Raw genomic sequence first — 19,995 nt, 5'->3', positions numbered from 1 at the left:
TCGCGCAGGCGGGACCGACATGACGACGCTCACCACCGCGCACGGCGCGCGCCCCGTCGCCGTCGTCACCGGGGCGACGGGCGGACTCGGCGCCCAGATCTGCCGCACGCTTGCGCAAGCGGGCTTCGCGATCGTCGCGGGCTATCGTAGTTCGGCCAACGCGGCGCACGCGCTGGTCGGAGAACTTGCCGGCGACGGGCACTGCGCGCTCTGCGCGCCCGTCGCCGACAGCGCCGCGCTCGCCCGCCTCGCCGACGCAGTGGCGACGCGTTACGGCCGCTGCGACGTGCTCGTCAATTGTGCGGGCACCACCCGCTTCGTCGCGCACGCAGACCTGGACGCACTCGACGATGCACTGATCGACGACGTGCTCGCGACCAACGTGCGCGGTCCGTTCGCGATGGTGCGCGCGCTGCGGGCCCTGCTCGCCGGCAGCCGCCTTGCGGGCGGCGGCGTGGTAATCAACGTCTCGTCGATCGCCGCGCAGACCGCGATGGGCAGCAACGTGATGTATTGCGCGTCGAAAGCCGCGCTCGACAACCTCACGCGTTCGCTCGCCCGCGCGCTCGCACCGACGATACGCGTGGTATCGGTGGCGCCGGGACTCGTCGATACGGAGTTCGTCAAATCAATGGACAGCGCGTGGCGTGACGAACAGGCGGCCCGCACACCGCTTGGCCGCCTCGCATACCCCGAGGAAATCGCGCGCGCGGTGCTCGCCGCCGTGCGTGAACTGCGTTTCACCACCGGATGCGTGCTGCCCGTGGACGGCGGCCGGCCGCTCAGCTAATGCGCCGGTCGCGCTCGCCACGGAGCGCTCAGTCAACACAACGAAGGAGACAGGCATCATGAAACTCGCGTCGCTCAAAAACGGCGGTCCCGACGGGACGCTGATCGTCGTGTCGCGCGACTTAAGCCGCGCGCTCGACGCCACCCCGGTCGCACCGAGCTTGCGTGCCGCACTGGACGACTGGGCGCGCGCGCAGCCCGCGTTGCAGGCGCTCTACGATGCCCTGAACCGCGACGCCGCCCCGCACGCGTTCGCTTTCGACCCGCATGCGTGCACGGCTCCGCTGCCGCGTACCAGCCAGTTCATCGACGCCTCCGCGTTCCTGAACCACGGCCGCATCATGACGCAGGCGTATCACCCGGAAAAGAAAACGGACGGCTCGGTGCCGGTCCTGATCCAGCGCCAGGGCGACGATTTCGCCGGCCCGCACGACGACTACCCGTTCCCCGACGAAGCGGACAACTGCGACTTCGAAGGCGAAGTCGGCGTCGTGCTCGGCGACGTGCCGATGGGCACGCCCGCGCGGAACGCGCTCGCGCAGGTGCGGCTGCTGGTGCTTTTCAACGATGTCAGCATGCGCAAGCATCTGTTCCGCGAACTGGGCATGGGCTTCGGCTTCATTCTCGCGAAGCCGGCAACCGCGTTCGCGCCGGTCGCCGTCACGCCAGAAGAACTCGGCGACGCATGGCGGGACGGCCGCGTGCACCTCGACATGCGGGTGCATCGCAACGGCGAGCCGTTCGGCCATCCGAACGGCCGGGAGATGAGTTTCGGCTTCCACGAGCTGATCGAATACATCGCGTACAACCGCAACCTGCGCGCGGGGATGATCCTCGGCTCGGGCACGTTCTCCAACGTCGATTACCGCGCGAGCGGCTCCGCGTGTCTCGCCGAGCAGCGTGCGATCGAGGCGATCGAACGCGGCGAGTCGTCGACGCCGTGGCTGCGCTTCGGCGAGCGCCTGCGCTTCGAGATGTTCGGCGACGACGGCCGGTCGGTATTCGGCGCCATCGAGCATCGCTTCGTCCGGTCAGGAGCGCGAGCATGAGCCAGCAATACGACATCGTCGCGATGGGCGCGGGGCACAACGGCCTCGTTGCCGCGGCCTATCTCGCGAAGGCCGGCAAAAAGGTGCTGGTGCTCGAACGCAAGGCGTGGCCGGGCGGGGGCGTGAGCACGCGCGAGCTGAACACGCCGGGTTACTGGCACGACGAGCATTCGAGCGTGCACATCATGATCCAGGGCAATCCGATGCTGCGCCAGGACGAGCTCGGGCTGCTGTCCAGGCACGGGCTGGACTACCACTACTCGCCCGTGCCGCACGCGACGATCTTCCCGGACCAGTCGGCGCTCTTCACGTACAAGGACATCGACAAGACCTGCGAATGCTTCGCCCGGATCTCGCCGAAGGACGCCGAGACCTACCGCGGCTTCGTCAGGATGAGCCAGCAGGTGCTGCAGACCTTCATGCCGGGACTCTACGCGCCGCCGCCGCCGCTGGGCGAACTCGTCGCGATGCTCGATCGCAGCGACGAAGGCCGCCTGATGCTCGACTACATGCAGCGCGACTGCCTCGACCTGGTGAACCGGCTGTACGAGAGCGACAAGATCAAGATCCACCTGCTGCGCCTCGTCAGCGAGAACCTGCAGGCCCCCGGCGAACTCGGCACCGGCATGGGCGTGCTGCTGATGCCCGGCATCATCCACACCTACGGCGTGTCGCAGCCGATCGGCGGCAGCGGCAAGCTGACCGAGTCGCTGGTGCGCTGCATCGAATCCCACGGCGGCGAGGTGCGCTGCAACGCCGAGGTGCAGAAGATCCTGACGCGCGAAGGCCGCGCCACCGGCGTCGAGCTGGCCGACGGCGAGCGCATCGACGCGCGCGACGCGGTGATCGGCGCGATCCACCCGCACGTGGTGCGCAAGTTCGTCGAGGGCGTGCCCGAGCCGGTGCTCAAGAAGGCCGAGCGCACCCAGCTCGCGCCCTTCTCGATCATGGTCAGCCACTACGACCTCAAGCGCAACTGCGAGTACTACGCCGGCGAGGAAGTGGGCTACGCGACCATGCTCGAATTCATGGCCACCGACCGCCTCGACGAGATGCTGGCCGACTTCGACGACCTCAAGCGCGGCCTGATCACCGAGCGGCGCCTGTGCGCCGGCGGCGACGAAAGCATCGGCGACAAGACGCGCGTGCCGGCGGGCGCGGGCATGTTCCACGGCATCACCTTCGCCCCCTACGACGTGAAGGACCGGCGCTGGGCCGGCCGCCACTGGGACGACTTCAAGGAAGAGATCGGCGACCTGTCGCTCGCGCACTACCGCCGGTTCGTGTCGAACCTGACGAGCGACAACATCGTCGCGCGCAGCATCGTCAGCCCCGTCGACCTCGAACGCTCGAGCCCCAACAGCATGATGCGCGGCGACGTCCACGGCGTGGCGCCCTACTTCTATCAGAGCGCGGGGCATCGGCCGACTCCCGACCTCGGGCAATTCACCGTGCCCGGCGTCGAGCGCCTCTATCTTGCCGGCCCGTTCCAGCATCCGGGCGGCGGCGTCTACGGCGCGGGCCGCGCGACGGCGATCCGCATGTTCGAACAGCTCGGCATGGATTTCAGCCGGATCGCGAAGGGCGTGCGCGAGGACACCGGCGTGCCGGCCACGGCCGGCGGCTCGAAGTCGGTGGCGAACCTTCCCGCGAGGGAAGGCATGGTCCTGCGCGGCCCCGCCGACGAAGAGCTGATGCACGTCGAGTCGCTGGAGCGGGTAGGCAACGAACTCGTCATCAAGGGCAAGAGCTTCGGCACGATGCCCATGGAAGCGCGCCTTGACGCCGCATCGGCGCGTGCCGGGCTGAAGATGCTCGGCGCGTCGCGCCTCGCTTTCCTCGCTTCGCTGCCGTTCCGCAAAGGAGGCGCGCGATGACGCACGTCGTCGTGACCGGCGCGCAAGGCTTCGTCGGCCGCGCGCTGGTCGAACGTCTACTGGCCGACGGACTCGGGGCGCGGCGCGTGTCGCGGCTCACGCTGCTGGATATCGCGTTCGACGCGCCGCATGGCGACCCGCGCGTCGTCCAGCTCGCGGGCAGCATCGCGGACGCGGAGTTGCGAGCGCGAGCCTATGGCAGCCCCGTCGACGCGGTGTTTCATCTCGCGAGCATTCCCGGCGGCGCCGCCGAAAGAAACTACACGCTGGGCCGCTCGATCAACCTCGACGCGACGCTGGGCCTGCTCGAAGACCTGCGCGCGCAAACCCACCCGCCGCGTTTCGTGTTCGCGAGCACGGTCGCGGTGTACGGCGAGCAGTTACCCGCGAGCGTCGACGAACACACGCTGCCGGCGCCCGCGCTGAGCTACGGCGCGCATAAGCTTATCGGCGAAACGCTGGTTGCGGATGCGACCCGCCTTGGCTGGGTACAGGGCTGCTCGCTGCGGCTGCCGGGCGTGGTCGCGCGTCCGGGCGACGGCGCGGGACTGATGTCCGCGTTCATGAGCCAGTTGTTCTGGAAGCTCGCCGCGGATCAGTCGCTCACCGTGCCGGTATCGCCGCAGGGCGTCGCATGGTGGATATCCGTCGGCGCATGCGTGGACAACCTGCTGCATGCCGCGACGGTCGATGCCGAGCGCTTCAACGCGCGCCGCTCGTATCAGATGCCGGTGTTGCGGCTCACCATGGCCGAGGTCGTCGACGCACTGGGCGCGCGTTTCGGCGCCGATCGCAAGGCACTCGTCACGTACGAGCCGGATCCGTTGATCGAGCGGCTGTTTGCCGCCTACCCGCCGCTTCTCACGCCCGAATCCGAGCGTCTCGGGCTGCGCTCCGACGGCGGCGTCGAGCAACTCATCACGCGCGCGATGGCCGGCTGAGCGCCGCTCTTCGCCAGCGCAACTTCAGATAAAAGGAATCCAGCACATGAATATCGTGGGACTCGAATTTCTCGTCTTCGGTATCGACGACATGGCGGGCGCGCGCCAGTACCTGCTCGACTATGGTCTCGACGAAGCCGAATACGATCCGCAACGAGGTGGCGTATTCACCGCGCTCGACGGCACCGGCCTCGTGATGCGCGCCGCGGACGATCCGCGTTTGCCACCGCTGCCGCCGAAGGCGGCGACGCCGAGCCTGCGCGAGACCGTCTACGGCGTCGACAACGCCGACACGCTCGCGTCGGTCCGCGCGCACCTGGAAGCGGAGCGCGACGTGCGCGTCGACCCCGACGGCACGGTGCATTGCATCGACGACGCCGGCTTCGGCGTCGCCTTCATGGTGACGCGGCGGCATGCGTACGAGGCGCGCCATCTCGGCTTCAACGTGCCCGGCCAGCCCGCCGGCCGCGCGCCGAACGACTGCGCGGCCAATCCCGACGAAGTCATCAGGCCGCGCACGCTGTCGCACGTCGTGTACTTCGTCGAAGATGCGCAGAAAGCCGAAGCGTTCTATGCGCGCCTCGGCTTCGTCGTCACGGACCGCTTTAACCGTCTCGGACCGTTCATGCGTCCGGCCGGCACGCTCGATCACCACACGCTCTTCATGATCGAAAGCCAGAACGATCACATGATCGGCTGCAATCACTTCACGTTCCATCTGGGCTCCGCCGCGGAAGTGCTGCAACACGGCTGGAATTTCGTGAAGAAAGGCTACAGGAGCTTCTGGGGACCGGGCCGGCATATTCTCGGCAGCAACTTCTTCTGGTACTTCAACAGCCCCTTCGGCGCGACCATCGAGTTCGATGCGGACATGGACCAGCACGACGCCAGCTGGCTGCCGCGCGCCTGCGATCCCGGCTCCGACAACTCGCAGATCTTTCTGTTCGACGCCCGCAGCAAGTGGGCGCCAGGCGAGTGACGCGGGAGGCGCGGCAATGAGCGATGAACGCAAGCTCTGCGCACTCGACGACCTGCCGGACGGCGGCTCGCGCGGCATGCTGCGCGAAGGGCTCGACGACCGCCTGTGCGTGGTGCGCCGGGGCGAGGAAGTGTTCGTATGGCTCAACGATTGTCCGCACGAACACCGGCCGATGGAGTACCGCCAGGACCGCTTCCTGTCCGGCGACGCGCAGCACATCGTCTGTTACGCGCATTCGGCGCACTTCGACATTCGCACCGGCTACTGCTTCGCCGGTCCCTGCACCGGCCGGCACCTGACGAAAGTGCCGGCGCGGGTCGAGAACGGCATCGTCTGGATACCCGCCGCGCTGCCCTCGATCTTCGACCGATAACCGATCACGACATACCGACACGACATCATGTTCCAGTATTTCCCAACCAACTACGTCTGGAGCCTCTCGACGATGATCGCCCTCACGCACGGCGGCAATATCGGAGAGGTCGACGCGATGTGCGCGCCGTTGCGCGAAGCCGCGCTCGCCGGCGACGATCCGGGCACGCTCGCATTTTATGACGCGTGGAAGGCGGGCGCCGACAGGCTCGTCTCGCTCGCCGAAGAAGACCTCGCGCGCGGTCACAAGCTCTCCGCTGGAGAGAAATACGGGCGCGCCGGGCTTTATTACGGCATCGCCGAACGTATGCAGGCGCACGGCTTCGACGCGCGTCTCGCGATTTATCGCCGCTCGCTGGAACTGTTCGATCTCGGCCGCACGCTCGGCCGCGAGAATTGCGCGCGCGTCGAAATCCCTTACCGCGATACGCATCTTTCCGCGCTCTACGTGCGTGCGGAAGGATTGCGGCAAGGCGGGCGGGCGCCCGTCGTCGTCGTGATGAACGGCCTCGACTCGACCAAGGAGATGCTGCAAAAGAGCGTGATGGGCACGATGTTCGCGCGGCGCGGGCTGTCCGCGCTGTTCGTCGATCAGCCGGGCACCGGCGAGGCACTGCGTCTGGCGAACCTGCCCGCCGTGCACGACACCGAGACGTGGGCCACGCCGATCGTCGACTGGCTCGAACGGCATGAAGAGGTGGACCCGCGGCGGATCGGCGCGCTCGGTGTGTCGCTGGGCGGCTACTACTGCCCGCGCGCCGTCGCATTCGAACCGCGCTTCGCGTGCGGCGCCGTGTGGGGCGCCAATCACGACTGGCGCGAAGTCCAGCAGGCGCGTTTGAGGCGCGAAGGGGAAAACCCCGTGCCGCACTACTGGAAACACGTGCAATGGGTATTCGGCGCGAAGGACATGGACGAGTTCTTCGAGAAGGCGTCGCGCATGCATCTGAACGGCGTGCTCGAGCGCATCCGCGTGCCGTTCCTGATCACGCACGGCGAGAACGACCGGCAGATCCCGCTGAAATATGCCTACGCGAGCTTCGAGCAACTCGTCAACAGCCCGCGGAAGGATCTGTTCATTTTCACGGCGCGCGAAGGCGGCGTCGAGCATAGCTCGCTCGACAATCCGCTGAACGCCGGCAACCGGATCGCGGACTGGCTCGCGCAACAGCTCGGAGGCACGCTCGGGTGAGCGTCGCCGACACACAACGACATCGAGACACACCATGGCACTGGTCAACAAGGTTCTGATCATCGGCGGCGGCATCGGCGGCATGAGCGCCGCGATTCTGCTCAGCAGGCAAGGTATCGCCGTCGATCTCGTCGAAGTCAATCCGCACTGGGCGGCAGATGGCGCAGGTATCACGATCAGCGGCCCGACGCTGCGCGCGCTGCGCGAAGTCGGCGTGGTCGAGCAGGTATTGCGGCTGGGCGGCGTGTGGAACGCCGTCGATATCTGCGATGCGAACGGCAAACGCAATGCGACGGTTCCCGTTGCGCCCGCCGTCGGCGCCGACGAGCTGCCCGGCTGCGCCGGCATCATGCGCACCACGCTCGCGGATATTCTGGCCGACGCGACGCGCGCAGCGGGCGTCGAGGTCCGGCTCGGGCTCAGCTTCGAAACGCTCGCGCAGGACGATCACGGCGTCGACGTGCTGTTCACCGACGGCAGCCGCGGCCGCTACGATCTCGTGATAGGAGCGGACGGCGTGAACTCCGCCGTGCGCAGGCACATCCTGCCGGAGCACCCCGGGCCCCGCTTCACCGGCCAGGGGTCATGGCGCGCGGTGGTGCCGCGCCGCCACGAAAACTCGACGATCTACATGGGCGCGACCACGAAGGCCGGCATGAATCCGATCAGCGCGACGGAATCCTATCTGTTCGTGCTGGACCGGCGCGACGACATGGATTTCATCGCACCCGAGCGGTGGCCGCATATGCTCGCGGAGCTGCTGCGGGAGTTCGGCGGAACCGTCGGCGAGTTCCGGGACGGCTTGCTCGACGGCTCGCTCTCCGACGCGCGCGTTCTGTACCGGCCGCTAATGGGTCACATCGTCGCTGCGCCGTGGCACAACGGACGTATCGCGCTGCTCGGCGACGCGGTGCACGCGACCACCCCGCACCTGGCGTCCGGCGCGGGTATCGCGGTCGAAGGCGCAATCGTCCTTGCCCGCGAGCTGGCGCGGCGTCATTCGCTCGAAGGCGCGCTCGTCGCCTATACGGGACGCCACTACGACCGCGCGCGGCTGGTGGTCAGCGCTTCGGGACGCCTCGGCGAGATCGAACGCGCAAGCGGCTCGCGCGACGAACATACGCGTGTAATGATCGCGGCCCAACAGGCGCTGCGCGAGCCGCTCTAAAGCAGCGAAAAGCGCGATCAGGACCGGCACATTCCAGGAGACAGAGATGAAAAAACCGGCGACTACGACGCAACGTACAGCCGTCGTGACAGGTGCGGCGGGCGGCCTCGGCGAGGCGTTCGCATTGCGTCTCGCGGCAAGTGGGCACGCCCTCGTGCTGACTGACCGCGAGCCGTGCGACGCACTCGCCGCGCGGATCGTCGCGAGCGGCGGCTCGGCTACGTCGTTGGCATGCGACCTTGCGGAACCCGCCGGGATCGCGCGCTTTGCCGCGCACGTTCTCGAACGCGTGGGCAATGTGGACGTGCTCGTGAATAATGCGGCGTTCATGCCACTGGCGCCGCTCGCGTCGATCACGGCCGCGCTCTGGCGCAAGATCATGACGGTCAACGTCGACGCGCCCTTCCTGCTCGCTCAGGCGTTCTCGGTCGCGATGATCGAGCGGCGCTGGGGACGTATCGTCAATCTCGCGTCCAGCACGGTATGGGGACCGCCGCCCGGCATGAGCGCCTATGCGAGCAGCAAGATGGCCGTGATCGGCCTGACCCGCGCGCTCGCGGCGGAACTCGGCGGCCACGGCATCACGGTCAACGCGATCTCGCCGGGGCTCACGCGGCATCCGGGCAGCGCCGCGAATCTGCCGGCGCAGGCGTTCGAAGCGGTCCGCGCGCGCCAGTTCATCCCGCGCACCGAGCTGCCGGACGACCTGACGGGCGCGCTGGCGTTTCTGGTGTCCGACGACGCGCGCTTCATCACCGGCCAGGTGCTGAACGTCGACGGCGGCGGGTTTGGCTTCTAGGCGGATCACGCCGGCCTGCCGTTCGGGCCGGTGTCCACGCGGCGCCGCGCGTTCGGCAAGCGCCGAAGCAACGCGCTTCGGCGGCGAGCGCGACGACCGTTCACGCAACCGCAAGCCCATCCCAACACAGGTATTTGACTTCGGTGAACTCGTCGATCCCGAGATGCGATCCTTCGCGTCCGAGACCGCTCTGCTTGACGCCGCCGAACGGCGCGACTTCGTTTGAAATCAGGCCGCAGTTGATCCCGACCATCCCCGCCTCGATATGCGCGGCATTGCGCCAGATGCGCGCGGCGTCGCGGCTGTACAGATAGGCCGCGAGGCCGTACTCGGTATCGTTCGCCATCGCGATGGCGTCGTCGTCGGTTTCAAAGCGGAATAACGCAGCGACAGGACCGAAGGTCTCCTCATGCGCGATTCGCATTCCGGCAGTCATGTCAGCGAGTACGGTCGGCTGATAGAAACCGCCGCCCAGCCCGGAGCGCCGGCCGCCGTGCAACAGCGTCGCGCCCTTGCCGACGGCGTCGGCCACGTGCTCTTCCACCTTGCAGACCGCTGCCGCGTCGATCAGCGGACCCAGTTGCACGCCCGGCTCCAGACCGTTGCCGAGGCGCAGCCCCGCGACGCGTTCGACCACCCGCCGCGAGATCTCGTCGTACACGCGCGATTGCACGAGAATGCGGTTCGCGCTGATGCACGCCTGGCCGGTGTTGCGGAACTTGGCGGCCACGATGCCGTCCGCGGCGGCGTCGAGGTCGGCGTCGTCGAAGACGATAAAGGGCGCGTTGCCGCCCAGTTCCATCGAGCATTTCGTGACGGTTCCGGCAGCCTGTCCGAGCAGCAGGCGACCCACCTCGGTCGAGCCGGTGAACGTCAGCTTGCGCACCAGCGGATGGCTCGTGAGTTCGCCGCCGATCGCCCGCGTGTCATTGCCGGTGACGACGCTGAATACACCCGCCGGCACCCCGGCGCGCTGCGCAAGCTCTGCCAGCGCCAATGCGGAGAGCGGCGTCTGGCTCGCGGGCTTGACGACCATCGTGCAGCCCGCTGCCAGCGCGGGGCCAGCTTTGCGGGTAATCATCGCCGCCGGAAAATTCCAGGGCGTGATGGCCGCGCACACGCCGATCGGCTCGCGCAACGTCAAGATGCGCTGTCCATCGCGCGCCGCGGGAATCACGTCGCCGCGAACCCGGGTCGCCTCTTCGGAGAACCAGCGCAGAAACGACGCGGCATAATCCACTTCCGCGCGTGCCTCCGCGAGCGGCTTGCCCTCTTCGAGCGTGATCAGTATCGCGAGATTTTCCCGGTTCGCGATCATCAGCTCGTACCAGCGTCGCAGCACGTCGCCCCGATGTCTCGCGGTCGTCGAACGCCACGTGTGAAATGCCCGGTGAGCCGCTTCGATCGCCGACTTCACCTCTCCTTCACGACAGCGCGGCAATTCGACGAGCACGGACTGGTCCGCGGGATTGCGCACCGCATAGCTGCCGTGCGGCGTGGTGCTCACCCATTCGCCGCCGATAAAAGCTGCTTCGCGCCACAGTGACGGATCGCTGAGAAGATGTTTCATCGCGGGCCTCAGCAACGATAGCGGCCGGCCATGAACTCGGCGTCGGCGTCGGACGTGACCGGCAGACCGGAAGCAACGAGCCCCTGGCGAAGCATCTTCATGAAACGGTCCGGCACGCGCATCGCGGGTCCGCGCAGCGGACCGCCATTGAAGCCCGCGAGCCAGTCCTGATACTTCCACATGGTGCGGTTCAGCACACCGGTCCCGCCCGCATACGATTGCGCGGCCGCACCGTTGGCGCTCCGAGCGGGATTGACTTTCCAGTACAGCGCCATCGCTTCTTCCCACTTTCCCTCGCGAGCCAGTTCGAATGCCTTCGGGTAGTAGTCGCTCATCCACGCCGTGTTGCTCGTTCCGGAGAACCGCAGGTCCATCAGGCTCATCAGCGGAATTGCATCGCCTTCGATCGGGCAGCTGATCACCACCTCGTCACGGAAATGGTGATACATCTCGCAAATGCCGGCCGGCAGCGGGAAACCCTGCTCCGACTTGATCGCGGCGATGTTCGGGCAGGCTTCCAGAAGCTGGCGCACGAGCGGCACCGGCATGCCCGCGGGATGAATCCGCTCGAAGCCCCACAGCGGAATCGGGAATAGCATGACGGCCAGATCCGTCGCATCGCAAAAGGCCTTCGTATAGTCGAAGATTTCCTTTTCCGTGGTCGGCCAGAATTGCGACGGATAGGCAAGCAGCACGATATCCGCGCCAGCCTTTTCGGCGAGCTTCACCGCTTCGATGTTTTCGGCGAGCGTGCCGAAGGCCGCATGGAAAAACAGCCCGAGATTCTGGCCGGCACTCTCGCGCGCCCACGCGGTGAATTGCGCGTTTTCCTGCGGCGTGATCGCGACTTCGCTGCACAGCAGCGTAAAGCTGTAGCCGAGCTTGCTGGTCAGTTCGATGTCGTGCCGGATGCCGCGCTCGTTCAAGCGCTTCAGATCGGTGCTGTAGCTCGGGATGGTCACCGCGGAGCAGCCGGTCAGATGTTCGCGCGCCCATGCGCGCGCATCGCGCTTCTGATAATTTGCCATGTGTTTATTTCCGAAGATTGAAGGGTGTTATTTCGCGACCGGTTCGATCGTCGACGCGAGCGGAATGCCCACGCCGGCTTCCCGAGCCCGCGCATAGAGCATCTCCGCGATGACGACGTCCTGCAGCGCCGAGCCGACGGATTTGTAGAGCACGATGTCGTCGTTCGTCTGCCGCGGGACGATCGAGCCGGCCGCGAGCGAAGCAAGCGGCACGAGCTTGCTCGCGAGGTCGACGCCGGCCTGCGCCGCCGCAAGGCCGTCGCCGGTGTCGTGGGCGACTTCGTCCGCGACGTCGGCCACGATGCATGCCGCGCGGCGCATCGTTTCCTCGTCGACCTCACGCTGTTCCGGCAATGTCGAGCCGAGCGACACGACGCTCGCGCCGGCGGGCAACCATGCGCCCTTGAGCACCGGCGTCTCGTCGCGGCTGCGGGTCGCGCAAATCACGACGTCGGCCGCGCTTACGGCGCTTTGCGGATCCTCGGCCACGCCGACGTCGATCACGTTGCGGAACGAATCGGCGAAGCGCGTGCGGCTGGACGGGGTGGGACTGAAAACCGTCGCCTGCGCAACTTCACGGATCGCGAGCAGACAATCGAGCGCGCCACGCGCCTCGAAGCCCGAGCCGATCACGGCGACGCGCAACGGCCTGGGCGGAGCGAGAAGATCGACCGCGGCCGCGGCTGTCCCGGCGGTGCGCAAAGCCGTCACGCGGTTGCCGTCGATCAGCGCGCTGAGCGCCATCGTGTCCTTGTCGAACAAGGCGATCAGGTAGCTCGCGCGGCGTGCGCGCGTGCTCGCCGCGATGAGCTTGCAACCCATGTGTTGTCCGGAGCTGGAAACGGCGGTCAGACTGCGCAACCAGATGCCGTCGCCGCGCGCCATCGAACGCGGTGGCACCGCGTTGGCCGGCACGGGCGAGGCATAGGCGCGCGCGAGCGCCGCGACAGCCGACGGCCAGTCGGCCAGCGCTGCGACGTCCGCGTCGCTGAGAAATACGGTGGATGGTGGCCGGCACTCCGGCAGAGCGTCGTTCATGGGGCTGGTGTCGAAGTGGATGACCAGCGAACTATAGGGACGAACCCATGCACGAGACAGACCGCCGGATCGAAAGCAGATATCCGGCCGATGGATGGATTCAGTCCTCGGCGCGAAGGGTCTCGGCGACGCGGTGGAGCAGCCGCTTGATCGCCTCCGTTGCGCGCGTGCCCGGACGTCTGGGCGATTCGGCCAGTACCACGAAGCGCTCGAGCTCGGGCTGCACGATCCGCGCGGACGCGAGCTCGTCGCCCAGTTGGCCACTGACTACCGACGCGATTGCAAAGCCGCCGCCCGCCGCCACGACCGCATATTGCAGGTCGACCGAATCGGCTTCCACCGCAACGTCCAGCGTCAGCGCATATTCCTCCGCAAGGCGATCGAGACGCGCGCGCAGCAGATGCGGCCGGCTCGGCACGACCAGCGGCAAGCCCGAGAGCATCGCGAGCGACACCTCCGGCGCGGCGAGCGGCGCTTCGCCGCGTAGGCCGACCAGATGCAACGGAACCCGCGCGATTACATGGTCATCGCGCACTGCCCGTTCTTCTTCGCGAAGCACCAAGGCCATATCGAGGCGCCCTTCGCGCAGATGCTCTTCGAGCTGCGCACTCGCGCCTTCGGTGAAATGCAAGCGCACGCCCGGCAGCTGCTTGCGAGCCGCCGCATAAAGCGGACCGGCAAAGCGCTTGACCGCGGAAGGCAATAAGCCGATCCGCACTTCGCCAAGCGGCTGGCCTCTGGCACTGCGAATGTCGTCCGCCAATGCCTCGGCATCGGCGCTCAGGCAGGCAACCCGCGGCAGCGTTTGCTCACCGAACTCCGTCAACACTACGCCGCGCCCGGTCCGTCTGAATAGCCGCTCGCCGCACTGCATCTCGAGTTGCGCGATGCTGCGGCTGACCATCGATTGCGGCATATTCAAGGCCGAGGCTGCGCGGCTGAAGCTACCCGACAGCGCAACCGAAAGAAAAACCGACCAGCGCGGGTCCAGAATCGTCAGCGCGAGCGGCTTGCGCGCGGCGGACTCCTGATTCTGTAGCGCCGGCCGAGGCATGGCGTTCGCCTCAACTCGATGAATGGATAACGAATCAGCGCTGCGCGGCATGGCGGTATCGGCTTTCAGCGGCTTCGATCCGGCACGCGGCTCCGCGGCGGTTCGGCTCCGCGCTTCCGATGCTCCAGCATTCAATTGATGCACGAGCCGCATACATGTATCGATCACGGCTGCCGGAGGATTCGCTCTGCCGCTTTCATAGCGGCTCACGGAACTCTGCCTGACGCCGAGCAGATCCGCGAACGCCTTCTGGCTACGGCCATTGCGCGCGGTTCGAACAATTTCGCCAATCGTCATGGGGGGCATTTCATCGACGTCCCGTTGGAGGCACGCCACGCGTGGCAGGCATCATTGGCTGAGCGAGAATGGCCGCGCGAAAACGGCGGACGCAGCGCGATGGCGACGGTGGTGTGCGAAGTGCGCGGGGACGCGTCGCGCAAAAAAGCAAGGAATGCGTCCCCCGGTGATTGTGGCAAACCACGGCCGGTTCAGAAATTATGACGAATCCCTACGTCGAGCGCGAACCGAGGGCCGCGGGATGCCGCGCGCCCTATATGAGTATGCGGGCACGGCGAGCACCCGATACGGGTTCTATGCCGGAGCGATGAAAATGTCCGTGCGCTTCGAGAACCGATAGTCGGGCAACGGGCCGAACATCATCCGCCGGTTGAAGATCGCGGGGGCTCCGCCACGGTCCTCATTGCCTTTGAAGCCGCCCCCTGCCGACCGCGAATCTTCACCGAACCTGCTGCTCCATACCACGCTCGCCATTTACGTGTTCCCCCGGGGGCAGCGAGTTGTCTATTTTCGTTTCGAGGATCGACAGCAGCTCCGCGCGGATGCGGTGATAGTGCGACTGACCCAGCCAGCACGCAATAAACCCAACGACCGAGAGAGGCGCGATCACGACTAGCAGCGACACGCCCACCCTGGTCGGGTCGTGAAGGACGTAATCCGTCACCATCGCTACCGCCGTGGGCCCGAGCGACAGTCCAAACAGCCCCGCGAAAATGAAGTGCAACGCGGCGGCCTGGCCGCGCAGCTGATTGGGCACCACATCCTGGATCACCGCGGGCGCGCTCGACAGCCCCAGCGCGCTACCGAACGTCAGTAGGCCCAGAAAAACGAGGCTCGCCGCCGCATTCGGACTTTGTGTCATGCCGATGATCGACATCAGCGCGATGGGCCACCACAGCAGCGGGATGCGGAAGCGGCCACCGTGAGCGCCCGAGGCGATCAGGCGATCGCTGATATAGCCGCTGGAGAGGCACCCGCCGACTCCCGCGATGATCGCCAGTACACCCATCGAGAGCCCGACGTCCGCGGGACGCATGTGAAAATGCCGCATATAGAAGGACGGTGCCCACGCGACGATCATGTAACCGACCATCGCAGTCAGCGCATAGACCGTGTAGATGCTGACGAACGCGCGCTTTCGGGCTCGGAAGAAGGCCCACAAGCCGACCACGCGGGATGTCGCGCCCGCGCGTGAGCGCATCAACTCGGTGCGCGCCGGTTCTTTGAGCGCCAGAACCACGAACGCGAGCACGACGCCAGGCAACGCGGAGCCGACGAACGCGATACGCCACCCGCTCAGACTGTCACCATGCCAGAAACCGGCTACATCCCCATGCGACAGCAACGAGATGATGAGCCCGCCGAACAGCAGCGAAGCGCCGACACCCACATAGTTCGACATGTTGTAGGTGGCGAGCGCGCGGCCGCGCCGTTCGTGCGGAAAGCAGTCGGCAATCATGGAAAACGCCGCGGGTCCGAGACACGCCTCGCCGATGCCCACTCCCATACGGGCGAAGAACAGCTGCCAGAAACCGGTGCTGAGACCGCATAGCATCGTCATCCCGCTCCAGACCAGAATGCCCACGACGATCAGGTTCTTTCTCGTATAACGATCGACGAGACGTCCGAAGGGCAGACCCATCACCGCATAAAACAACGCGAAGGCGACACCTTGAAGCAGACTCACCTGAGTGTCCGAGAGCGCCAGCTCCGCGCGGATCGGCCCCACGAACAGCGAGAGAATATAGCGATCGAGATATGAAACGACGCTTGCGCACAACAGCACGAACACGAGCGTCCACGCGTATCGCGGCGACGGAAAGCGCTTCTCCAAAACCATAGTGTCCCCATCGGTTCTTTTCTGACTGGCGGGCACGGCATGGCGGTACATCGATTTGCCGGGCACCCGGGCAATATACGCAGAAGCGTGCCGTCGAAAAACCTCACGAAAGCGAAATCAGATATCGATTGATTCGATGGATCCGGCTGGAAATGCCCCAGCCGCGGGCGCGGCTCAAATCCGGAGATGCATCAGGAGCATAGATGTTCGACCGGTTGCCGCCGCTTCAGGCCGCCAGCCGCCATGCCTGGGTCGCGAAGAATTTAACCGGTCGCTTGCGTTTCAGCCTGAGGTGACGATCTCTTCCCTCGCTGGGTCGACGCAAACCTCCTCGCAATGCGGCACATGTCTTAGGAGCATTCACGGTCAAGTCGATCACGCTGACGTGGCCAATGCCGCGCGCCGCCCATCCGCCCGAAGCCCGCCGATGAGCTCGGACACCGGCCACCCGGAAGTCGCGCATCTGTCGATCGGCTTCGAAGGACGTCGCGCCGGGCGAGTATTGGAATTATTCCTACCTCATAGCGGCTTCAATTTCCGCTAACTGCTGTCAGCAGTTCGGCCAACGGTGAAGCTGATTCGCCGACGCGTGCGCTGCGCTCGTGCGGCTACTGACCGCCATCGACAACGGCCCCCCTCAGAACGACGTGCCGATCTGAAACTGGAACACCTGGTACTTGTCGGTCGCGTGTCTGACGAACGGGAAGCCGAGCGACAGCTTGAGAGGCCCGATCGGCGAAATCCATTCGAGGCCCGCGCCATAGCTGTAGCGCAAGCCGTTCGCGCCGTTGCTGTTGCCTTCGCTGCCCCAGACATTCCCCGCGTCGACGAACGTGAAGACGCGCAGCGTCCGGTCCCAGCCACTACCCGGCAGCGGGACCGTCATTTCGATGTTGCCCACCACCATGCGCGAGCCGCCGATCGGGTCGCCCGTCGTCTTGTCGGTCGGGCCGAGCGAGCCAGATTCGTAGCCCCGCACCGAGCCGATACCGCCCGCATAGTAATTCTTGAAGATCGGATAGGCCTTGCCGGCAAAGCCATTGCCGTAACCGCCCTGCAGATTCAGGCCGAGAATGAAGCCCCGCGCGAACGAATAGAAGTACTGTGCCTGCACGTCCGTCTTGTAGTACTCGGTGGCGCCCGCGGGAGTGCCGACTTCGCCATTGGCCTGAAGATAGTAGCCGCGGCTCGGCACCAATGCGCTGTCACGATTGTCGCGCGCCCAGCCCGTCGTCAGCGGCACGTTGTTGACCACGTGGCCGAATTCATTCACGAAGTCCAGATAGCTCTGCGGCGTCTTCGAATCCGTATTCAGGCGATTCTGTTCGAGCCCGACGCCGAAATAGACCGTGTCGGCCTCTGAAAAGGGAATGCCGAACTTCAGGTCGGCACCCATCGTGATGATCCGGAAGCTTGTATCGGTGTAGTAGTAGAGCGGATAGTTGGTTCGATAGTAGACGTCGGTGATCCGTTTGATCCCGTCCACCGTGAAGTACGGATCGGTCTGAGTGACGGTCAGCGTGCGGTACGTCTTCGCGGTATTGACGTTCACCGCGAGGCTCGTGCCCGAGCCGAACACATTGTCCTGCGAAATCCCGGCCGACAGCACCACCTTGTCCGTCGATGAAAAGCCCGCGCCAAGTGTGATCGCGCCGGTCGGTTTTTCAGCGACCTTCACGTCGATGTCAACCTCGTCGGGCATGCCCTCCACCGGCACCGTGGTCACGTCGACGTCGGTGAAATAGCCCAATCGGTTGACCCGATCTTTCGATAGCGCAAGCCGGTTCGAATCGAACCACGAACTTTCGAGCTGGCGCATTTCGCGGCGCACCACTTCGTCGCGCGTGCGCGTGTTGCCGACCACGTTGATACGGCGCACATAGACGCGCCGGTTCGGATCGACCTGCAGCGAGATATCGACCGTATGACGTTGCTGATCGATCTTCGGCACCGCGTTGACGGTGGCGAACGCATAGCCATATTCGCCGAGCTTGTCGACGATCGCCTTCGTGGTGGCCTGCAGCTTTTCGGCCGAGAAACGCTCGCCCGGCTTGATGTCGATGAGTCTCGTCAACTGCGCCTCGCGATTGAGCAGATTGCCCGCGAGTCCGATCGACGAGATCGTGTACGGCTCGCCCTCATGCAGCGTGACCGTCAGGTACATGTCCTTCTTGTCCGGCGAGATCGACACCTGGGTCGACTCGATGCTGAACTCGAGATAGCCGCGGTTCAGGTAGTACGAGCGCACGCGCTCCAGATCGCCGGTCAGCTTGTCTTTCGCATACAGGTCGTTCTTCGTGTACCACGAGAACCAGTTCGGCGTGGACAACTGCATCTCGTCGCGCAACGTGTTGCTGCTGAATACCTGATTGCCGATGAAATTGATCTGGCGGATCTTCGCGCTCGGGCCTTCGGCGACCGAGAACAGCAGCCCGACGCGATTGCGGTCGATCGGCGTGATCGTCGTGGTGACCCCGGCAGCGTAGTAGCCGCGCGTCAGATATTGGCGCTTGAGTTCCTGCTCCGCCTTGTCCACCAGCGACTTGTCATAATAGCGGCCCTGCGACAGCCCGACGGAAGCAAGCGCCTTGGTCAGATTATCCTTGTCGAACTCGTGGATGCCCGCGAAATCGATCGTGCCGATCGCCGGACGCTCCTGCACGTGGACCACGACGACATTGCCCTCGGTCGAGATCCGCACCTCGTTGAAAAAGCCGGTCGCGTACAGCGCGCGAATCGCTTCAGATGCCTTATCGTCGGTGAATGTGTCGCCCTGCCTGATCGGCAGATAGGCGAACAGCGTCCCGGATTCGATGCGTCTCAGACCGTCGATGCGGATGTCCTGCACCACGAACGGCTGCACCGCATGGGCAGGCCCGCTGGTCAGCGTGATGCCGGCGAACGACAGCGCGCTGGCTAAACGGCTCGTTGAAACTTTGAAGTTCATCTTGGGTTTTCAGTCCTGATACATCGCGCGGGACGCGCGGAGCAATGAGCGACGCATTCGAGGCGACGTGTCTTGACTCCTGGAAAGCGCGAAGTATAGGGACTGCGCGTAGGATCGATCGTTACCGAAAACTTTCCGCAAATTTGCCGCGGACGGGGTTGGCGATCGCCTGAATTGCGTCGGGACGCGGATTTGGCCGACGCGCGCTGAAATACAGCGTTACAGAACGGAAGCAAGAGAAGGACACGTGTAACCCGGCGCGCGGCGCACGCTGCTATTGTCAGAAACGTCGATTTCGCTCCCCGCGAAACGCGTTTCGGAGAAGCGCCCATGATCAAATATCTGTCACCCCAAGTCCTTGCGGCCGTTCTGCGTGCGAGTTCCACACCGGTCTTTTCGATCCAGTCGGCGCTCACGTCGCTGCCGACGCCGCGCGAAACGCGCTTCAACGCCGCGCGCACCGCAACCTGCACGCAGGAGGGCACGAGTCGTGACTGATCCGCTCCTCGTGCTGAATGCGATTACCAACATGCAATTGACCGCGGACGGTCAATATCTGCTGCTACACGGCGCCGAGTCGAGCGCGGCGCTGCACCGCTCGGTGCTCAACGACCTGCTCGTCGCGTTGCCGAACGCGATCGAACACGCCGATCGCGTGCTGCACAACAATCAGGAGATGGGTTTCGCATTGCACTGTCAGGGCTGGGAAGTCGGGCGGCTCAACGGCATGGGGATGGTGGTGATTCGCTTCCGGCTCTCCGGCAACGCTGGCCTGTCGTTTTCCCTGCCGGCCGGGCAGATTCCCTATCTGCTGCAGGCGCTCGGGGGCGTCGCGGGAATGGACGCGGCGGCCGCGAGCGCCGTTGCGAGCGCACCGCGCCCCGACGACGCGACGCTGCAATGACCCGTCATTCGAGCGTGCGCGCATGGTCCACATGGCGCGCACGACACTTCTGGCAAGCGCGCAAGCCCTGCTCTTCTCTTCTTCGCGCGTCATTGCGCCCCTGATCCTTCCCGAGTTTTACCTGACTTGATACTACGCAGTGTTTTCAGGC

General features: G+C 65.5%; 17 protein-coding genes and 1 pseudogene. 11 read left to right on the top strand and 7 right to left on the bottom strand.

What is annotated here, in order from left to right:
- Window positions 1–19 precede the first annotated feature (19 nt).
- Genes QM685_RS23670 through QM685_RS23630 form a run of 9 tightly spaced genes read left to right on the top strand, consistent with a single transcriptional unit; the run spans window position 20 to window position 9,166 of the window.
- On the top strand, window positions 20–790 hold the full coding sequence (locus QM685_RS23670; protein WP_415119919.1) for an SDR family NAD(P)-dependent oxidoreductase: 771 nt from the start codon (window positions 20–22) through the stop codon (window positions 788–790).
- 58 nt (window positions 791–848) lie between these two features.
- The gene (locus tag QM685_RS23665; protein ID WP_415119917.1) at window positions 849–1,838 is read left to right on the top strand and encodes a fumarylacetoacetate hydrolase family protein; all 990 of its coding nucleotides are present in this window, start codon (window positions 849–851) and stop codon (window positions 1,836–1,838) included.
- Window positions 1,835–3,715 (top strand): phytoene desaturase family protein, encoded by a 1,881-nt coding sequence (locus QM685_RS23660; protein ID WP_415119915.1) that lies wholly within the window; start codon window positions 1,835–1,837, stop codon window positions 3,713–3,715. The genes QM685_RS23665 and QM685_RS23660 overlap by 4 nt, the downstream gene beginning before the upstream one ends.
- Window positions 3,712–4,656 carry an NAD-dependent epimerase/dehydratase family protein gene (locus QM685_RS23655; protein ID WP_415119913.1) on the top strand — a complete coding sequence of 315 codons (945 nt, stop codon included), beginning with the start codon at window positions 3,712–3,714 and terminating at the stop codon, window positions 4,654–4,656. The genes QM685_RS23660 and QM685_RS23655 overlap by 4 nt, the downstream gene beginning before the upstream one ends.
- A 46-nt stretch (window positions 4,657–4,702) precedes the next feature.
- Window positions 4,703–5,635, top strand: a complete 933-nt coding sequence (locus tag QM685_RS23650; protein WP_415119911.1) for a VOC family protein — start codon at window positions 4,703–4,705, stop codon at window positions 5,633–5,635.
- A gap of 16 nt (window positions 5,636–5,651) precedes the next feature.
- On the top strand, window positions 5,652–6,008 hold the full coding sequence (locus QM685_RS23645) for a Rieske (2Fe-2S) protein (RefSeq protein WP_415119909.1): 357 nt from the start codon (window positions 5,652–5,654) through the stop codon (window positions 6,006–6,008).
- 27 nt (window positions 6,009–6,035) lie between these two features.
- On the top strand, window positions 6,036–7,199 hold the full coding sequence (locus QM685_RS23640) for an alpha/beta hydrolase family protein (protein WP_415119907.1): 1,164 nt from the start codon (window positions 6,036–6,038) through the stop codon (window positions 7,197–7,199).
- Between the two features lie 34 nt (window positions 7,200–7,233).
- Window positions 7,234–8,367: an FAD-dependent oxidoreductase gene (locus QM685_RS23635; RefSeq protein WP_415119905.1), complete on the top strand. Its 1,134-nt coding sequence runs from the start codon at window positions 7,234–7,236 to the stop codon at window positions 8,365–8,367.
- A 46-nt stretch (window positions 8,368–8,413) separates the two neighbouring features.
- Window positions 8,414–9,166, top strand: a complete 753-nt coding sequence (locus QM685_RS23630; protein WP_415119903.1) for an SDR family NAD(P)-dependent oxidoreductase — start codon at window positions 8,414–8,416, stop codon at window positions 9,164–9,166.
- A gap of 100 nt (window positions 9,167–9,266) precedes the next feature.
- On the opposite strand, the gene QM685_RS23625 is transcribed toward QM685_RS23630, so the two are convergent.
- The 7 genes and pseudogenes from QM685_RS23625 to bamA form a co-directional block, all read right to left on the bottom strand.
- Window positions 9,267–10,736 carry an NAD-dependent succinate-semialdehyde dehydrogenase gene (locus QM685_RS23625; RefSeq protein ID WP_415119901.1) on the bottom strand — a complete coding sequence of 490 codons (1,470 nt, stop codon included), beginning with the start codon at window positions 10,734–10,736 and terminating at the stop codon, window positions 9,267–9,269.
- Window positions 10,737–10,744: 8 nt separating this feature from the next.
- Window positions 10,745–11,764, bottom strand: coding sequence for a dihydrodipicolinate synthase family protein (locus tag QM685_RS23620; protein ID WP_415119899.1), 1,020 nt, complete (start codon window positions 11,762–11,764; stop codon window positions 10,745–10,747).
- A 27-nt stretch (window positions 11,765–11,791) separates the two neighbouring features.
- Complete coding sequence (locus QM685_RS23615; protein ID WP_415119897.1) at window positions 11,792–12,802, bottom strand: ornithine cyclodeaminase family protein; 1,011 nt, start codon at window positions 12,800–12,802, stop codon at window positions 11,792–11,794.
- A gap of 100 nt (window positions 12,803–12,902) precedes the next feature.
- A complete protein-coding gene (locus QM685_RS23610; protein WP_415120107.1) occupies window positions 12,903–13,856 on the bottom strand; it encodes a LysR substrate-binding domain-containing protein in 954 nt (317 codons plus the stop codon).
- Window positions 13,857–14,012: 156 nt separating this feature from the next.
- Window positions 14,013–14,153, bottom strand: a pseudogene (locus QM685_RS23605) (helix-turn-helix domain-containing protein); the annotation flags it as partial.
- A 439-nt stretch (window positions 14,154–14,592) separates the two neighbouring features.
- Window positions 14,593–15,993, bottom strand: a complete 1,401-nt coding sequence (locus QM685_RS23600) for a spinster family MFS transporter (RefSeq protein ID WP_415119895.1) — start codon at window positions 15,991–15,993, stop codon at window positions 14,593–14,595.
- Window positions 15,994–16,630: 637 nt separating this feature from the next.
- A complete protein-coding gene (gene bamA, locus QM685_RS23595) occupies window positions 16,631–18,940 on the bottom strand; it encodes an outer membrane protein assembly factor BamA (protein ID WP_415119893.1) in 2,310 nt (769 codons plus the stop codon).
- Window positions 18,941–19,270: 330 nt separating this feature from the next.
- Between bamA and QM685_RS23590 the strand changes: the two genes are divergently transcribed.
- Window positions 19,271–19,438: a hypothetical protein gene (locus QM685_RS23590; RefSeq protein WP_415119891.1), complete on the top strand. Its 168-nt coding sequence runs from the start codon at window positions 19,271–19,273 to the stop codon at window positions 19,436–19,438.
- A 31-nt stretch (window positions 19,439–19,469) separates the two neighbouring features.
- On the top strand, window positions 19,470–19,844 hold the full coding sequence (locus QM685_RS23585) for a hypothetical protein (protein ID WP_415120105.1): 375 nt from the start codon (window positions 19,470–19,472) through the stop codon (window positions 19,842–19,844).
- The last annotated feature ends 151 nt before the right edge of the window (window positions 19,845–19,995 follow it).

Origin of the sequence: Paraburkholderia sp. (assembly GCF_047605525.1) — a bacterium.
In the GTDB taxonomy this organism is placed as follows: Bacteria; Pseudomonadota; Gammaproteobacteria; order Burkholderiales; family Burkholderiaceae; genus Paraburkholderia.
Note: the sequence above shows the minus strand (reverse complement) of the source record. Positions and strands in the feature narration are given on the sequence as shown.

Bases quoted from the DNA above. Each gene is read 5' to 3' on its own strand.
- QM685_RS23635 (WP_415119905.1), top strand. From the start codon at position 7,234: ATGGCACTGGTCAACAAGGTTCTGATCATCGGCGGCGGCATCGGCGGC.
- QM685_RS23665 (WP_415119917.1), top strand. From the start codon at position 849: ATGAAACTCGCGTCGCTCAAAAACGGCGGTCCCGACGGGACGCTGATC.
- QM685_RS23660 (WP_415119915.1), top strand. From the start codon at position 1,835: ATGAGCCAGCAATACGACATCGTCGCGATGGGCGCGGGGCACAACGGC.
- QM685_RS23585 (WP_415120105.1), top strand. From the start codon at position 19,470: ATGCAATTGACCGCGGACGGTCAATATCTGCTGCTACACGGCGCCGAG.
- QM685_RS23610 (WP_415120107.1), bottom strand. From the start codon at position 13,856: ATGCCTCGGCCGGCGCTACAGAATCAGGAGTCCGCCGCGCGCAAGCCG.
- QM685_RS23640 (WP_415119907.1), top strand. From the start codon at position 6,036: ATGTTCCAGTATTTCCCAACCAACTACGTCTGGAGCCTCTCGACGATG.
- QM685_RS23625 (WP_415119901.1), bottom strand. From the start codon at position 10,736: ATGAAACATCTTCTCAGCGATCCGTCACTGTGGCGCGAAGCAGCTTTT.
- QM685_RS23630 (WP_415119903.1), top strand. From the start codon at position 8,414: ATGAAAAAACCGGCGACTACGACGCAACGTACAGCCGTCGTGACAGGT.
- QM685_RS23620 (WP_415119899.1), bottom strand. From the start codon at position 11,764: ATGGCAAATTATCAGAAGCGCGATGCGCGCGCATGGGCGCGCGAACAT.
- QM685_RS23670 (WP_415119919.1), top strand. From the start codon at position 20: ATGACGACGCTCACCACCGCGCACGGCGCGCGCCCCGTCGCCGTCGTC.
- QM685_RS23600 (WP_415119895.1), bottom strand. From the start codon at position 15,993: ATGGTTTTGGAGAAGCGCTTTCCGTCGCCGCGATACGCGTGGACGCTC.
- bamA (WP_415119893.1), bottom strand. From the start codon at position 18,940: ATGAACTTCAAAGTTTCAACGAGCCGTTTAGCCAGCGCGCTGTCGTTC.
- QM685_RS23615 (WP_415119897.1), bottom strand. From the start codon at position 12,802: ATGAACGACGCTCTGCCGGAGTGCCGGCCACCATCCACCGTATTTCTC.
- QM685_RS23590 (WP_415119891.1), top strand. From the start codon at position 19,271: ATGATCAAATATCTGTCACCCCAAGTCCTTGCGGCCGTTCTGCGTGCG.
- QM685_RS23650 (WP_415119911.1), top strand. From the start codon at position 4,703: ATGAATATCGTGGGACTCGAATTTCTCGTCTTCGGTATCGACGACATG.
- QM685_RS23655 (WP_415119913.1), top strand. From the start codon at position 3,712: ATGACGCACGTCGTCGTGACCGGCGCGCAAGGCTTCGTCGGCCGCGCG.
- QM685_RS23645 (WP_415119909.1), top strand. From the start codon at position 5,652: ATGAGCGATGAACGCAAGCTCTGCGCACTCGACGACCTGCCGGACGGC.